At 70.6% G+C, this 15,459-nt stretch carries 11 protein-coding genes and 1 pseudogene; all 12 read left to right on the top strand.

All coding sequences use genetic code 11. From position 1 onward, the window contains the following. The first annotated feature begins 16 nt into the window (after nucleotides 1-16). The 12 genes and pseudogenes from uraD (HJG52_RS14140) (at nucleotide 17) to xdhB (ending at nucleotide 15,457) form a co-directional block, all read left to right on the top strand. Nucleotides 17-1,975, top strand: coding sequence for a 2-oxo-4-hydroxy-4-carboxy-5-ureidoimidazoline decarboxylase (gene uraD, locus HJG52_RS14140; RefSeq protein WP_171244272.1), 1,959 nt, complete (start codon nucleotides 17-19; stop codon nucleotides 1,973-1,975). Continuing rightward, nucleotides 1,972-2,481, top strand: coding sequence for a 2-oxo-4-hydroxy-4-carboxy-5-ureidoimidazoline decarboxylase (gene uraD / locus HJG52_RS14135; protein WP_171244271.1), 510 nt, complete (start codon nucleotides 1,972-1,974; stop codon nucleotides 2,479-2,481). The genes uraD (HJG52_RS14140) and uraD (HJG52_RS14135) overlap by 4 nt, the downstream gene beginning before the upstream one ends. After that, the gene (gene uraH, locus HJG52_RS14130) at nucleotides 2,478-2,804 is read left to right on the top strand and encodes a hydroxyisourate hydrolase (protein WP_171244270.1); all 327 of its coding nucleotides are present in this window, start codon (nucleotides 2,478-2,480) and stop codon (nucleotides 2,802-2,804) included. Before uraD (HJG52_RS14135) ends, uraH begins: the two co-directional genes overlap by 4 nt. A gap of 1 nt (nucleotide 2,805) precedes the next feature. Beyond that, nucleotides 2,806-4,212 (top strand): 8-oxoguanine deaminase, encoded by a 1,407-nt coding sequence (locus tag HJG52_RS14125; RefSeq protein ID WP_346767753.1) that lies wholly within the window; start codon nucleotides 2,806-2,808, stop codon nucleotides 4,210-4,212. 117 nt (nucleotides 4,213-4,329) lie between these two features. Continuing rightward, entirely contained in the window at nucleotides 4,330-5,124 is a 795-nt protein-coding gene (locus tag HJG52_RS14120; RefSeq protein ID WP_206070900.1) for a hydroxypyruvate isomerase family protein, read from the top strand. 87 nt (nucleotides 5,125-5,211) lie between these two features. Beyond that, nucleotides 5,212-6,120 (top strand): annotated as a pseudogene (locus HJG52_RS14115) (2-hydroxy-3-oxopropionate reductase); the annotation flags it as partial. Nucleotides 6,121-6,224: 104 nt separating this feature from the next. Continuing rightward, nucleotides 6,225-8,003, top strand: a complete 1,779-nt coding sequence (gene gcl / locus HJG52_RS14110; protein WP_171244267.1) for a glyoxylate carboligase — start codon at nucleotides 6,225-6,227, stop codon at nucleotides 8,001-8,003. An 11-nt stretch (nucleotides 8,004-8,014) separates the two neighbouring features. Beyond that, nucleotides 8,015-9,190 (top strand): glycerate kinase, encoded by a 1,176-nt coding sequence (locus tag HJG52_RS14105; protein ID WP_171244266.1) that lies wholly within the window; start codon nucleotides 8,015-8,017, stop codon nucleotides 9,188-9,190. After that, entirely contained in the window at nucleotides 9,180-10,517 is a 1,338-nt protein-coding gene (allB, locus tag HJG52_RS14100; protein WP_346767752.1) for an allantoinase AllB, read from the top strand. The genes HJG52_RS14105 and allB overlap by 11 nt, the downstream gene beginning before the upstream one ends. After that, nucleotides 10,514-11,353, top strand: a complete 840-nt coding sequence (locus HJG52_RS14095) for a bifunctional allantoicase/(S)-ureidoglycine aminohydrolase (protein ID WP_171244265.1) — start codon at nucleotides 10,514-10,516, stop codon at nucleotides 11,351-11,353. The genes allB and HJG52_RS14095 overlap by 4 nt, the downstream gene beginning before the upstream one ends. Before the next feature lie 193 nt (nucleotides 11,354-11,546). Then, complete coding sequence (locus tag HJG52_RS14090; RefSeq protein WP_171244264.1) at nucleotides 11,547-13,013, top strand: xanthine dehydrogenase small subunit; 1,467 nt, start codon at nucleotides 11,547-11,549, stop codon at nucleotides 13,011-13,013. Further along, nucleotides 13,010-15,457 carry a xanthine dehydrogenase molybdopterin binding subunit gene (gene xdhB, locus HJG52_RS14085; RefSeq protein ID WP_171244263.1) on the top strand — a complete coding sequence of 816 codons (2,448 nt, stop codon included), beginning with the start codon at nucleotides 13,010-13,012 and terminating at the stop codon, nucleotides 15,455-15,457. Before HJG52_RS14090 ends, xdhB begins: the two co-directional genes overlap by 4 nt. Nucleotides 15,458-15,459 lie beyond the last annotated feature (2 nt).

The following is a 15,459-nucleotide window of genomic DNA, read 5'->3' as shown; positions in this document are numbered from 1 at the left end:
GGAAGGGGACGACATCATGAGCGCCACCACCGAGAACACCGCCCCTTCGCCCTCGCCCAAGCCCGCGTCGAAGCGTGCCTCCAAGCACCCCGTCGACGAGGTACTGCCCGCACCGAAGCTCGCGATCTACGGCTTCCAGCACGTGCTGGCGTTCTACGCCGGCGCGGTCATCGTGCCGATCCTGCTCGCCAGCGCGATCGGGCTCAACACCCAGCAGCTGATCCACCTCATCAACGCCGACCTGTTCACCTGCGGCATCGCCTCGATCATCCAGTCGGTCGGCTTCTGGAAGGTGGGGGTGCGGCTGCCGCTGCTCCAGGGCGTCACCTTCACCGCCGTGTCGCCGATGATCGCGATCGGCCTCGCGGCCGGCGGCGGCACCGACGGCCTGCTCGTCATCTATGGCGCGGTCATCGTCGCGGGTCTGTTCACCTTCTTCATCGCGCCCTACTTCAGCAAGCTGATCCGGTTCTTCCCGCCGGTCGTGACCGGCTCGGTGATCTCGATCATCGGCCTCGCGCTGCTGCCCGTGGCGGCCGCCGACGCGGCGGGCGGCGCCGGGCCCGACCTCGACCCGAGCAGCGGCAAGAACCTCGCCTACGCCCTCGGCACGCTCTTCCTCATCGTCGCGATCCAGCGGGTGTTCAAGGGATTCATGGCCACGGTGGCCGTGCTCGTCGGCCTGGTCGTCGGGACCCTGGTGGCGTGGGTGCTCGGTGACGCGCACTTCGACAGCGTGGGTGACTCGAGCTGGCTCGGCGTGACGACGCCGTTCTTCTTCGGCTGGCCGAAGTTCTCGATCGCGGCGATCATCTCGATGATCGTGGTCATGCTCATCACCGCCGTCGAGACGACCGGTGACGTGTTCGCCACCGGTGAGATCGTCGAGAAGCGGGTCGGTCGGGAGGACATCGCCCGCGCACTGCGCGCCGACGGCCTCGCCACCACCATCGGCGGCGTCCTCAACTCCTTCCCCTACACCTGCTTCGCCGAGAACGTCGGCCTCGTCCGCCTCACCCGGGTCAAGAGCCGCTACGTCGTGGCGGCCGCCGGCGCGATCATGATCGTCATCGGCCTCATCCCCAAGGCGGGCGCGATCGTCGCGGGCATCCCGCACCCGGTGCTCGGCGGTGCGGCGCTCGCGATGTTCGCCACCGTCGCGGTCGTGGGCTTCCAGACGCTGTCGCGGGTCGACTTCCACGACCACCGCAACGTCGTCATCGTCGCGACCTCGGTCGGCCTGGCGATGTACGTCACCGCGCAGCCCGACGTCGCCAAGGCCGTCCCCGACTGGGCGCAGATCATCCTCGGGTCCGGCATCACCCTCGGCTCGATCACCGCGATCGTGCTCAACTTCCTCTTCCACCACGTGGGCCGCAGCCGCGGTCCGGCCGTGGCGGGCGCCCCGGGCGCTGGCCTCGTGCGCCTGGCAGAGGTCAACGACATGTCGCGCGAGCAGTTCGTGGAGACCTTCGGCAGCCTGTTCCAGGGCTCGCAGTGGGTGGTCGAAAGGGCTTACGACTCAAGGCCTTTCACCGACACGATCGACCTCCGACGGGCGTTCCAGGAGGCGCTCTTCTCGGCCACCGAGGAGGAGCAGAAGCAGCTCATCGACACCTACCCGACCCTCGGCGCCGACAGCGTCGCCCAGGGCGAGGAGGGCGAGGACTCGCTCAAGGACCAGTCGGCGCTCGGCCTGACCCGGCTCGACAACGCCCAGCACGACGAGCTCGCCGAGCTCACCTCGCAGTACCGGGACCGGTTCGGCTTCCCCCTCGTGCTGTGCGTGCGCGACCGCGACTCCTTCGACGAGATGCTGCGCACCGGGTGGGACAGGCTCAACAACTCGCCTACCCAGGAGCACGCTGCCGCGCTGGTCGAGATCGCGAAGATCGCCGGCTACCGGTTTGATGACCTCGTGGCCGACGCCAACCCGATCCTGTCCGCGCGCTCGCGGTTCCTGGAGGGGTCGTGAGCCTCGAGTCCTTCAACGCCTTGCCTCCTGCCGAGGCCGAGCGGGCGCTCGCAGAGTGCCTGCCCGTGCCTCGGTGGGTGGCCGAGGTGAGCGACGGGCGCCCGTATGCCGCGTGGCCGGCTCTCGAGGCCGCGGCGGCTGCCGCGGCGGCACAGCTCACCGACGACGAGCTCGTCGCCGCGCTCGCGGGTCACCCGCGGATCGGCGAGCGGGCGGGCGCGGGGCACAACGCCGCCGCGAGTGCTCGGGAGCAGGCCGGCGTGGACCCGCGCGACGCGGAGGTGACGCGTGCACTGGCCGCCGGCAACGCGGCATACGAGGAAAGGTTCGACCGGGTGTTCATCATCCGGGCGGCCGGTCGGACGGCGCCGGAGATCCTGGCCGAGCTCCGGCGGCGGCTCGGCAACGACGACACGACCGAACGCGAGGAGACCGTGACGCAGCTGCGCGAGATCGCGCTGCTGCGGCTGCGCGACCTGGCGGGGGAGAAGGAGCCGGTTCGATGAGCACGCTCAGCACCCACGTCCTCGACACCTCCGTCGGTCGCCCGGCGCAGGGCATCGAGGTCACGCTGGAAACCGTTGCAGGAGAAGGCATTGGTTCCGGAGTCACCGATGCCGACGGTCGCGTCGGGTCGATCGGTCCGTCCCGGCTGAGCCCCGGCGACTACCGGCTGCGGTTCGCCTCGGGCGCTTACTTCGAGGCGTCGGGGGTGGACGGTTTCTACCCGGAGGTGGTCATCGTCTTCACGGTCAGCGACGGCGAGGAGCACTACCACGTGCCGGTGCTGCTCAACCCGTACGGCTACTCGACCTACCGCGGGAGCTGACGTGCCCGCCGAACGGCTCGTGCTCGACGGCTGCACCGTCGTCACGATGGACCCGGCGCGCACCGAGCACGCGGTCGGACACGTCGTCGTCGAGGGCGGACGCATCGCCTCGGTCGGCGAGGGTCGGTATGCCGCGTCAGCCGCGTCGGGCGACCGCGGGGAGGCTCGCATCGTCGACGCCACCGGTTGCGTCGCGACGCCCGGCCTGGTCAACACGCACCACCACCTCTACCAGTGGGCGACGCGCGGACTCGCAGTCGACGCAACGCTTTTCGGTTGGCTGACCGAGCTGTACCCGGTCTGGGGCGGCATCGACGAGGACGTCGTCGGCGCTGCGGCCGCGGCTGGTGCGGGGTGGCTGGCGCGCACCGGGTGCACCACGCTGATGGACCACCACTACGTCTTTCCCGCCGACGGCGGTGACGTGCTCGGTGCGGAGATCGACGCGGTCGGGGGAGTGGGGCTGCGGTTCCTCGCCACCCGTGGGTCGATGGACCTGGGACAGAGTTCCGGCGGCCTGCCGCCGGACCACGTCGTCGAGCACCTCGACGCCATCCTTGTAGCCACGGCCGAGGCCATCGACACCCACCACGACGCGTCGGACGACTCGATGCTGCGCATCGGTGTCGCCCCGTGCTCCCCCTTCTCGGTCACCCGCGACCTGCTCGAGCATGCGGCGATCCTGGCTCGGGACAAGGGAGTTCGGCTGCACACCCACCTGGCCGAGACGGTCGACGAGCTCGATGACTGCCGTGAGCGGCTCGGCATGACGCCGGTCGAGTTCATGGAGTCGGTGGGCTGGGTAGGGCCGGATGTGTGGTTTGCCCACGGCATCCACTTCGACGACGCCTCGCTCGCGGTGCTCGGTGCGACGGGCACCGGCGTCGCCCACTGCCCGTCGTCGAACGCCCGGCTGGGCGCCGGGATCTGCGGCACCCGTGACCTCGTGGACGCCGGCGTGCCGGTGGGTCTCGGGGTTGACGGCGCCGCCTCCAACGAGGCGACCTCACTCATCGAGGAGGCTCGGCACGCACTCCTCTTCGCGCGCGCGAAGGGCGGCCCGACGGCGATGGGTGTGCGGGATGCGTTGGCGCTTGCCACGATCGGCGGCGCTCGGGTGCTGGGCTGGGACGACCAGATCGGGTCGCTGGAGCCCGGCAAGCAGGCCGACATCGCCGTCTGGCGCATGGACACGCTGGCGCACGCCGGGCTCGCCGACCCGGTGGCCGGGCTGGTGCTCGGTGACCGGCCCCCGCTGGAGCTGCTGCTCGTCGCCGGTCGCCCGGTGGTCGAGGGCGACCGCCTCGTGACGCGCGACGAGGCCGAGCTGGCCCGCGCGGCGATGACCGCGTCGAGCGCGCTGCTCGAGCGGGCCGGCCGCGGCAGATATATCGCCGCCACCCACTGAGACGGACGGCGGATCGCATTGACCCCAACTCGGGGTCGCCTCTACTCTTCTTCATATTGGAAACAAGTTTCCACGATACGGAAACATCAAGGAGCGATACCCATGAGCGACCACGGACTGCGGTACGAGGCCAACTGCTCGATCCTGTTCACCGAGCTGCCCCTGCTCGAGCGCCCCGCCGCCGCGAAGGCGGCCGGCTTCGATGCCGTCGAGTTCTGGTGGCCCTGGCCGGACCAGCCGGTCCCGGGTGACCGCGACGTCGACGCCTTCGTCGGCGCTGTGCAGGACGCCGGGGTGCAGCTCGTCGGTCTCAACTTCTTCGCCGGCGACCTGGCCGGTCCGGACTGCGGGGTCCTCTCGATCCCCGCACGGGTGCAGGAGTTCCGCGACAACATCGACGTCACCGTCGGCATCGGCGAGCGGCTCGGCGTGAGTGGGTTCAACGCCCTGTTCGGCAACCGTGTCGACGACGCCAGCCCGCAGGAACAGGACGAGCTCGGCCGCGAGTCGATCGCGGCCGCGGCCAAGGCTGCCGACCGCATCGGTGCCACGGTGCTGGTCGAGTCGGTCAGCGGGCCCAAGCCCTACCCGTTGCGCACCGCCGCCGACTCGGTCGCCGTGGTCGACGACGTCCGCGCCACGGGGAACGCGAATGTCGGGTTCCTCCTCGACCTCTTCCACCTCGCGAACAACGGCGACGACATCGACGCCGCCATCGCGGCATACGTCGACCGCGTGGCGCACGTGCAGATCGCGGACGCGCCCGGCCGCGGCGAGCCCGGCAGCGGCTCGCTCGACCTCGACCGGCACCTCGCCGACCTCGCGGCCCGCGGGTATGCCGGGTGGGTCGGCCTGGAGTACAAGCCCACCACCGCGACCACCCCCGAGAGCCTCGGCTGGCTCCACGCCTGACGTCACCCCAGCCCCCGGCTTGTTTGCGGCTGCGGGAACGGTGGCTATGGCAGCCATTCACGCAGACGCAAGCAGTCACCAGACCCGCAGTACCGCAGCAAGGAGAACGACATGAGCACCATCGCCTTCATCGGCCTCGGCATCATGGGCAGCCCGATGGCCGTCCACCTGCAGAACGCCGGCCATGACGTCGTCGGCTACAACCTCTCGCCCGAGAAGACCCAGCCGCTCGTGGACGCGGGCGGGCGCGCGGCCGACTCGGTGGCCGACGCGGTCCGTGACGCGGAGATCGTCGCGGTCATGGTGCCGGACAGCCCGGACGTGCAGGAGGTGCTGCTCGGCGAGGAGGGTGTCTTCGCCTCCGCCAAGGAGGGCACGCTCGTCATCGACTTCTCCAGCATTCGTCCCGACGTCACCGTCGAGCTCGCGAAGGCGGCCAAGGACAAGGGATTCCGACTGCTCGACGCCCCCGTGTCCGGCGGCGAGGCTGGCGCCAAGAACGCCGCGCTGTCGATCATGGTCGGCGGCGACGCGGCTGACTTCGAGGCCGCCAAGCCTGTGTTCGACGCGGTCGGCAAGACCATCGTCCACGTCGGTGGCAGCGGAGCGGGGCAGACGGTCAAGGCCGCCAACCAGCTCATCGTCGCCGCCAACATCCAGGCGCTGGCCGAGGGAGTCGTCTTCCTCGAGGCCTATGGCGTCGACCTCGGCGCTGCTCTCGACGTGCTCGGCGGCGGGCTCGCCGGGTCGAAGGTGCTCGACCAGAAGCGCGACAACATGGCCAACAAGACGTTCCAGCCCGGGTTCCGGATCGACTTGCACCACAAGGACATGGGCATCGTCACCAGCGCCGCGCGCGAGGCCGGCGTCGTCGTCCCGCTGGGCGGCCTCGTCGCCCAGCTCATGGCCTCCGCCCGCGCGAACGGCGACGGCAGCCTCGACCACTCCGCGCTGTTGCGCGGCGTCCAGCGCCTGTCCGGCCAGAAGACCGACTGAGCCACGCGGCATACCCACAACGTCTGCGCCGGCGGTGGCCATAGCCACCACTCACGCAGACGCAAGCAACCCGCAGACCTGCATTCGTTTCAGGAGAAGGAACCATGGCACGCATGACCGCGGCCCAGGCGGCCGTCGAGATCCTCAAGAAGGAAGGGGTCACCAACGTCTTCGGGCTGCCCGGTGCGGCGATCAACCCGTTCTACAAGGCGATGAAGACGAACGGCGGCCTGCACCACACGCTGGCCCGCCACGTCGAGGGCGCCTCCCACATGGCCGAGGGCTACACCCGCGCCAAGGCGGGCAACATCGGCGTCTGCGTCGGCACGTCCGGCCCGGCCGGCACCGACATGATCACCGGCCTCTACTCGGCCAGCGCCGACTCGATCCCGATCCTGTGCATCACCGGCCAGGCGCCGGTGGCCAAGCTGCACAAGGAGGACTTCCAGGCGGTCGACATCGCCTCGATTGCGGGGCCCCTCACCAAGATGGCGGTCACCGTGCTGGAGCCGGCGCAGGTGCCGGGCACGTTCCAGCAGGCGTTCCACCTCATGCGGTCGGGTCGGCCCGGACCGGTGCTCATCGACCTGCCGATCGACGTGCAGATGGCCGAGATCGAGTTCGACATCGAGACCTACGAACCGCTTCCGGTCTACAAGCCGGCGGCCACCCGAGCCCAGGTCGACAAGGCGCTCGACCTGCTCGCCGCCAGTGAGAAGCCGCTCATCGTCGCCGGCGGCGGCATCATCAACGCCGACGCCGCCGAGCTGCTCGTCGAGCTGGCCGAGCTGACCGGTGTCCCGGTCGTCCCGACGCTCATGGGCTGGGGCACGATCCCCGACGACCACCCGCTCAACGCCGGCATGGTCGGGCTCCAGACGTCGCACCGCTACGGCAACGCCACCATGCTCGAGTCCGACTTCGTCCTCGGCATCGGCAACCGGTGGGCCAACCGCCACACCGGCGACCTTGAGACCTACACGACGGGGCGCAAGTTCGTCCACGTCGACATCGAGCCGACCCAGATCGGGCGGGTCTTCGCGCCCGACTACGGCATCGTCTCCGATGCCAAGGCCGCGCTCGAGCTGTTCGTCGAGGCCGCCCGCGAGCGGCGCGACGCGGGTCGGCTCGCCGACCGCGAGGCGTGGGCGCAGTCCTGCCGCGACCGCAAGGCGAGCCTGCTGCGCAAGACCAACTTCGACGTCGTGCCGGTCAAGCCGCAGCGGGTCTACCAGGAGATGAACGCCGCGTTCGGCCGCGACGCCCGCTATGTCTCGACCATCGGTCTCTCGCAGATCCAGGCGGCGCAGCTGCTGCACGTCTACAAGGACCGGCACTGGATCAACGCCGGACAAGCCGGCCCGCTCGGCTGGACCGTGCCCGCCGCGCTCGGTGTCGCCACCGCGTGCCCCGACGAGACCGTCGTCGCGCTCTCCGGCGACTACGACTTCCAGTTCATGATCGAGGAGCTCGCGGTCGGGGCGCAGTTCAACATCCCCTACGTCCACGTCCTGGTGAACAACGCCTACCTCGGCCTTATCCGGCAGAGCCAGCGCGCGTTCGACATGGACTTCCAGGTGCAGCTGTCGTTCGACAACATCAACGCGCCTGAGGTCAACGGATACGGCGTCGACCACGTCAAGGTCGTGGAAGGACTGGGCTGCAAGGCAATTCGCGTCTTCGACCCCTCCGAGATCCAGGCCGCCCTCGAGAAGGCCAAGGGCCTGGCGCAGGAGTACCGCGTGCCGGTCGTCGTCGAGGTCATCCTCGAGCGCGTCACCAACGTCTCGATGGGACTGTCGATCGACGGCGTCACCGAGTTCGAGGAGCTGGCCGAGGCCGGCGCCGACGTCCCGACCGCGCTCTTCACCAACCTGGACTGAGGTCTGCGCCCATGCCCCGTGTGCTGCTCGCCCCCGACAAGTTCAAGGGCACGCTGACCGCCGCCGAGGTGGCGGCGCACCTGGAGGTCGGGCTGCGGTCGGTGCTGACCAAGGTCGAGGTCGCCACCGTGCCCGTCGCCGATGGCGGCGACGGCACGCTGGCGGCGGCCGAGGCCGCCGGCTTCGACCTGGTGGCGGTCCGTGCGGCGGGACCCACGGGTATGCCGCTCACGGCCAGTTTCGCGCGCCGTGGCACCGAGGCGGTGGTCGAGCTGGCGGAGGTGAGCGGTCTGTCGAGGTTGCCCGACGGGCGGCCGGATCCGTTGGGCGCCACCAGCCGCGGCACGGGTGACCTCATTGCGGCGGCTCTCGACGCGGGCTGCCGGCGCATCGTCGTGGGAATCGGCGGCAGTGCGAGCACCGACGGCGGTGTCGGACTGCTGCGGGCACTGGGGGCCCGCGTGAGCGGGCGGCGCGGGAGGGCCCTGCGCGACGGCGGCGGCTCCCTCGTCGACATCGTCGGGCTCGACCTCGCCGAGCTCCACCCCCGCCTGGCCGATGCCGAGCTCGTCGTGGCCAGCGACGTCGACAACCCGCTGACCGGGCCGACTGGTGCAGCGGCGGTCTACGGCCCGCAGAAGGGCGCTGGCCCCGACGAGGTGGAGGCGCTCGACATCGGGCTCTCCGCCTGGGCCGACGTCGTGGCCGAAGCCACCGGGCGCGACCTGCGCGACACGCCTGGCGCGGGCGCCGCTGGCGGTGTCGGCTTTGCACTGCTCGCCGTGCTGGGCGCCACGATGCGCCCGGGCGCGGAGCTCGTCGGCGAGCTGTCCGGGCTCCCCGAGGCCGTCGCCGCGGCCGACCTCGTGGTCACCGGTGAGGGGTCGCTCGACGCGCAGACCTTGCACGGCAAGGCCCCAGCGGCCGTGGCTGCCCTGGCTGCCCGACACAGCATCCCGGTCGTGGCCGTGGCCGGTCGGGTCGCCCTCGACGAGGCGACGCTGCGCGAGGCCGGCTTCGACGCGGCATACGGACTCATCGACGAGGCGGGTAGCCGGGACGAGGCGTTCACCGCCCCGGGGCCTCTCCTCGAACGCATCGGCGCGCGCATCGCGCGCGAGTACCGTGAGGTCCTGGACGCACCGGCGACCGGTCGCGTCGAAGTGGAGGTGGCACGTGGACGCTGACGTCGTGCTGCGCGCGCGGCGCGCAGTCGTGGACGGTGAGGAGGTCGCGGCGACGGTCTTCGTCGCCGACGGTCGCATCGCCGCCATCGAGACCTACGACGCGCCCACTGGTGACACCCGGGTGGTCGAGCTGGCCGACGACGAGGTGCTGCTGCCCGGGCTCGTCGACACGCACGTCCACGTCAACGAGCCCGGTCGCACCGAGTGGGAGGGCTTCGCCAGCGCGACCCGTGCTGCGGCAGCTGGCGGCGTGACCACGATCATCGACATGCCGCTCAACTCGATCCCTGCCACGGTTTCCGTGGCGGCGCTTGAGGAGAAGCGCGCCATCGCCCGCGACCAGGCGTTCGTCGACGTGGGCTTCTGGGGTGGCGCGGTGCCCGGCAACGTCCTCGACCTGCAGCCGCTGCACGACGCGGGCGTCTTCGGGTTCAAGTGCTTCCTGATCCACTCCGGGGTCGACGAGTTCCCCCCGCTCACGGCTGACGAGCTGCGCGAAGCACTCACTGAGACAACGAAGTTCGACGCCCTGGTCATCGTCCACGCCGAGGATGCCGAGGCCATCGACTCCGCCCCGGAACCGGAGGGGCGTTCGTATGCCGCGTACCTGGGTTCGCGACCGCGCGCGGCCGAGGAGGTGGCGATCACTGCCGTCGTCGACGCAGTCCGCGAGACTGGGGGCCGGGCGCACATCCTGCACCTGTCCGACGCCGACGCCGCGCCGCTGGTCGCCAAGGCACAGGCCGAGGGACTCCGGGTCACGGCCGAGACGTGCCCGCACTACCTCACGATCACGGCCGAGGAGATCCCCGACGGGGCGACCCAGTTCAAGTGCTGCCCGCCGATCCGCGAGGCCGACAACCGCGACCACCTCTGGGATGCGTTGCGGGACGGGACGATCGGCACCATCGTCACCGACCACAGCCCCTGCACCGAGGACCTCAAGCGGCTGGACGTGGGCGAGTTCGGGCTCGCGTGGGGCGGCATCGCAGGTGTGCAGCTCGGCCTGCCGGCCGTGTGGACCGAGGCTCGTTCACGCGGGCTGACGCTCGCCGACGTCGTGCGCTGGATGGCGACCAACACCGCCGACCAGGTCGGGCTCTCCGACCGCGGGCGCATCGAGGTCGGTGCGCAGGCCGACCTCGCCGTGCTGGCTCCGGACGAGGAGTTCACCGTCGACGTCGCCCACCTGCGCCACAAGAACCCCGTGTCGGCCTATGCCGGCCGAACGCTGACCGGAGTCGTCCGCCAGACCTGGCTCCACGGCATACCCGTCGACCTCGAGGCGGCCCCGCGGGGGCAGCTCATCAGGAGAGGAAACCCATGAGCGACAACGAGACCCGCTACTACGCCCCCAAGGGTGGACTGCCTCCGCAGACGCAGCTGACCACCGACCGGGCGACCTTCACCGAGGCGTATGCCGTCCTGCCGCGCGGCACCATGACCGACATCGTCACGAGCGCCCTGCCGTTCTGGGAGGGCATGCGGATGTGGGTCATCGCCCGGCCACTGTCGGGCTTCGCGGAGACCTTCTCGCAGTACATCGTCCAGGTGACACCGGGTGGCGGATCCGACAAGCCGGAGATCGACCAGCTGGCCGAGGGCGTTCTGTTCGTCGTCGGCGGCAGCCTCGAGCTCGACCTCGACGGCGAGGTGCACCAGCTGACCGCCGGCAGCTACGCCTACCTGCCCTGCGGGCAGCGCTGGAAACTGCACAACCGCGGCGGCGAACCGGCGTCGTTCCACTGGATCCGCAAGTCCTACCAACGGGTCGACGGCATCGACCTGCCCGAGCCGCTGGTCACCCACGAGTCCGACGTCCCCGGGATCGAGATGCCCGGCACCAAGGGGGCGTGGACGACGCAGCGGTTCGTCGACCCCACCGACGTGCGGCACGACATGCACGTCAACATCGTCAACTTTGAGCCCGGCGGGGCGATCCCGTTCCCTGAGACCCACGTGATGGAGCACGGCCTCTACGTCCTGGAGGGCAAGGCGGTCTACCTGCTCAACAACGACTGGGTCGAGGTGCAGGAAGGTGACTTCATGTGGCTGCGCGCGTTCTGCCCGCAGGCCTGCTACGCCGGCGGACCGGGCCGGTTCCGCTACCTGCTCTACAAGGACGTCAACCGGCACGCCGTGCTGTCGCGGCAGCTCGTCTGACCCTGTATTCCACATCGCGAAACTTCTTATCCGAAACCCTTGCTTCAACAGTTTGTTGAGGGCTACCGTGGTCCGAACCTCGCGCCCCGTCGTTCGCATGGATAACCGGCGGTGTCGTGCAACGCGAACCATGCCCACTGCGGTCGCCGCTGGTGGATGATGGGAGCCCCAACGTCGGGGTGAGGAGGTCGCCATGGCTGCCGATGGCCACGAGCTGACGATCAACGGTGAGACCTGCTCGCTCGCCGGCACCGACCCGGCGACCAACGCCTTGGACTTCCTGCGCGACCGCGGGCTCACCGGCGCCAAGGAGGGGTGCGCCGAGGGGGAGTGCGGCGCCTGCTCGATCATGGTGGCCCGCCCGGACGAGGGCGGCGGCACGCGCTGGACCGCGATCAACGCCTGCCTCATCCCTGCGGCCGCGCTCGACGGCCAGGAGGTCGTCACCTCCGAGGGGCTCGGCACCCCCGACGACCTGCACCCGGTGCAGCGCGAGATGGCGGTGCGCGGCGGCTCCCAATGTGGTTACTGCACACCGGGATTCGTCTGTTCCATGGCCGCCGAGTACTACCGCGCAGACCGCTCCGAGCCAGCCGCCTCCAACGGCCACGGCGCCGACCACGAGCACGGGCCGAACGGCTTCGACCTGCACGCACTGTCCGGCAACCTGTGCCGCTGCACCGGCTACCGCCCGATCCGTGACGCCGCCTTCGCGTTGGGTTCACCGAGCGACGACGACGGGTATGCCGCGCGGCGCAGCTCCCCGGCGCCCGTCGCCGCCTCGACGCGGCTGGCCGGGACGTCCGGCACCTTCGCGCGCCCAGCCGACCTCGCCGAGGCCCTCGACCTGCTGGCCGCCCAGCCCGAGGCCGTGCTCGTTGCGGGCTCGACCGACTGGGGCGTTGACGTCAACATCAAGGGGTCGCGGGCGGCCTACGCGATCGGTATCGACCGCGTGCCCGAGCTGCGCACCTTCGACTTCGGCGACGACCGGGTCGAGATCGGCGCCGCCCTGACGCTGTCGGAGGTCGAGCGACTGCTGGCCGGCCGGGTGCCGCTGCTCGCGCAGCTGTTCCCGCAGTTCGCCTCGCGGCTGATCCGCAACGGCGCGACGATCGGGGGCAACCTCGGCACCGGCTCACCGATCGGCGACACGCCACCCGCGCTGCTGGCCCTCGAGGCGACCCTGGTGCTGGCCTCACGCGACGGCGAGCGCGAGGTGCCGTTGGCCGACTACTTCACCGGCTACCGCCAGACGGTGCGCCAGCCGGGCGAGCTGATCAGGGCGGTGCGGATCCCGTTGCCGCTCAGCGGGATCACCGCGTTCCACAAGATCGCCAAGCGGCGGTTCGACGACATCTCCAGCGTGGCCGTCGGGTTCGCCATCGACGTCCGTCACGGTGTGGTGGCCAAGGCCCGCATCGGTCTCGGGGGCGTCGCGGCCACCCCGATCCGAGCCCTGGCCACCGAGGCCGCCCTCGAGGGCCGACCATGGACCGCCGACGTGGTCCGCGAGGCGGCCGACGTGATGCGCAGCGAGGGGACGCCCCTGGACGACCACCGCTCCAGCGCGGCATACCGCAAGGCCATGCTCGGCACCGCACTCCTCAAGCTGCACGCCGACGACACCGAGACCCAGACCGAGGAGGTGCCCGCATGAGCGCACTGTCCGACCGTCCCACGAATCCCGTTGTGGGAGAGTCCCTCCCGCACGAAGCGGCCTCGCTCCACGTCACGGGCCAGGCGCTCTACACCGACGACCTCGTGGGCCGCCTCCCCGGTACGCTGCACGCCCACCCCGTGCAGGCGCCCCACGCGCACGCCCGCGTGACCCGGCTCGACGTGTCCGCGGCATACGACGTCCCGGGTGTCGTGCGGGTGCTCACCGCCGACGACGTGCCGGGCGTGAACGACGCCGGCATCAAGCACGACGAGCCGTTGTTCCCCAGCGAGGTCATGTACTACGGCCACTCTGTCTGCTGGGTGCTCGGCGAGACGCTCGAGGCAGCCCGGCTGGGGTCCCTGGCCGTCGAGGTCGACTACGAACCGCTGCCGGCACTGGTCACCGTCAAGGACGCTATCGCCGCAGACAGCTTCCAGGGCGGTCAGCCGCGGATGGAGCGCGGCGACATCGACGCCGGCTTCGAGGCCGCGACCCATGTGTTCTCAGGGGAGTTCGAGTTCGCCGGGCAGGAGCACTTCTACCTCGAGACCCACTGCTCGCTCGCCCAGGTCGACGAGAACGGCCAGGTCTTCGTGCAGTGCTCGACCCAGCACCCCACCGAGACCCAGGACATCGTCGCCCACGTCCTCGGCACGCCGAGCCACGCGGTCACCGTCCAGTGCCTGCGGATGGGCGGCGGCTTCGGCGGCAAGGAGATGCAACCCCACGGGTATGCCGCGATCGCCGCACTGGGGGCCACCCTCACCGGGCGTCCGGTGCGGCTCCGGTTGACGCGCAACCAGGACATCACCATGTCGGGCAAGCGGCACGGGTTCCATGCGCAGTGGCGGGTCGGGTTCGACGACACCGGCCACCTCGTGGCGCTTGACGCGACGCTCACGGCCGACGGCGGGTGGAGCCTCGACCTGTCCGAGCCGGTGTTGGCGCGGGCCCTGTGCCACATCGACAACGCCTACTGGATCCCCAACGTGCGGGTCAACGGGCGAATCGCCAAGTCCCACAAGACCTCCCAGACCGCGTTCCGCGGCTTCGGTGGGCCGCAGGGCATGCTCGTCATCGAGGACATCCTGGGTCGGTGCGCCCCGCTGCTCGGGCTCGACCCGATCGACCTGCGGCGTCGCAACTTCTACGTCCACGGCCAAGCCACCCCCTACGGCCAGCCGGTCCGGCACCCCGAGCGCGCGGTCACCTGCTGGGAGCAGGTGCTCACGACCGGGGACGTCGCGGCCCGCCAGGCCGAGATCGCGGCATACAACTCGATCCACGAGCACTCCAAGCGGGCGCTGGCGATGACCCCGGTGAAGTTCGGGATCTCGTTCAACCTCACGGCGTTCAACCAGGCCGGCGCGCTCGTGCACGTGTACAAGGACGGCTCGGTGCTGATCAACCACGGCGGCACCGAGATGGGGCAGGGACTGCACACCAAGATGCTCCAGGTCGCCGCGACCGCCCTCGGGGTGCCGCTGTCGATGGTGCGGCTCGCCCCGACGCGCACCGACAAGGTGCCGAACACCTCGGCCACTGCGGCGAGCTCTGGCGCCGACCTCAACGGCGGAGCCGTGAAGAACGCGTGCGAGCAGATCACCGAGCGGCTGCGCTCACTGGCGGGGGAGCGGTTCGAGGTGGCGCCCGCCGAGGTGACGTTCAGCGACGGGATGGTCAGCGGAGGCGGCGAGAGCATGCCGTGGGCCGAGTTCGTCAACCTCGCCTACTTCAACCGGATCCAGCTGTGGGCGGCGGGCTACTACCGCACCGAGGGGCTGCACTGGGACTCCAGCATCATGCAGGGCTCCCCGTTCAAGTACTTCGCCTACGGAGTCGCGGCGACCGAGGTCGAGGTCGACGGTTTCACCGGCGCCTACCGCACGCGGCGCGTCGACATCGTCCACGACGTCGGCGACTCGCTGTCGCCGCTGGTCGACATCGGCCAGGTCGAGGGCGGGTTCGTACAGGGCGCCGGGTGGCTGACCTTGGAGGACCTGCGCTGGGACGAGTCCGACGGACCGAACCGGGGACGGCTGGCCACCCAGGCGGCGAGCACCTACAAGCTGCCGAGCTTCTCGGAGATGCCCGAGGAGTTCAACGTGGCGCTGCTCGAGCAGGCGCACGAGGACGGCGCCGTCTACGGCTCCAAGGCCGTCGGCGAGCCGCCGCTCATGCTGGCCTTCTCGGTGCGTGAGGCGCTGCGGCAGGCGGCTGCCGCGTTCGGTCCGGCGGGCACGTCGATCGACCTCGCGTCACCGGCTACACCCGAGGCCGTGTGGTGGGCGATCCAAGAGGCGCGGGGCGGTGCCGAGCCGCCGCACATGACCGCGATGGTCGAGGGCGGCACCGGTGTCGTGCCCGACCAGCCAGGCAACGGCGCCCACCCGATCGAGCCGAGATCCGAACGCGCCCAACGGGTTTCGTCGGGAGCCTGACG

Origin of the sequence: Knoellia koreensis, from assembly GCF_013041615.1 — a bacterium.
Taxonomy (GTDB): domain Bacteria; phylum Actinomycetota; class Actinomycetes; order Actinomycetales; family Dermatophilaceae; genus Pedococcus; species Pedococcus koreensis.
The sequence above is the reverse complement of the archived record's forward strand: the minus strand, read 5'-3'. Positions and strand labels throughout refer to the sequence as shown.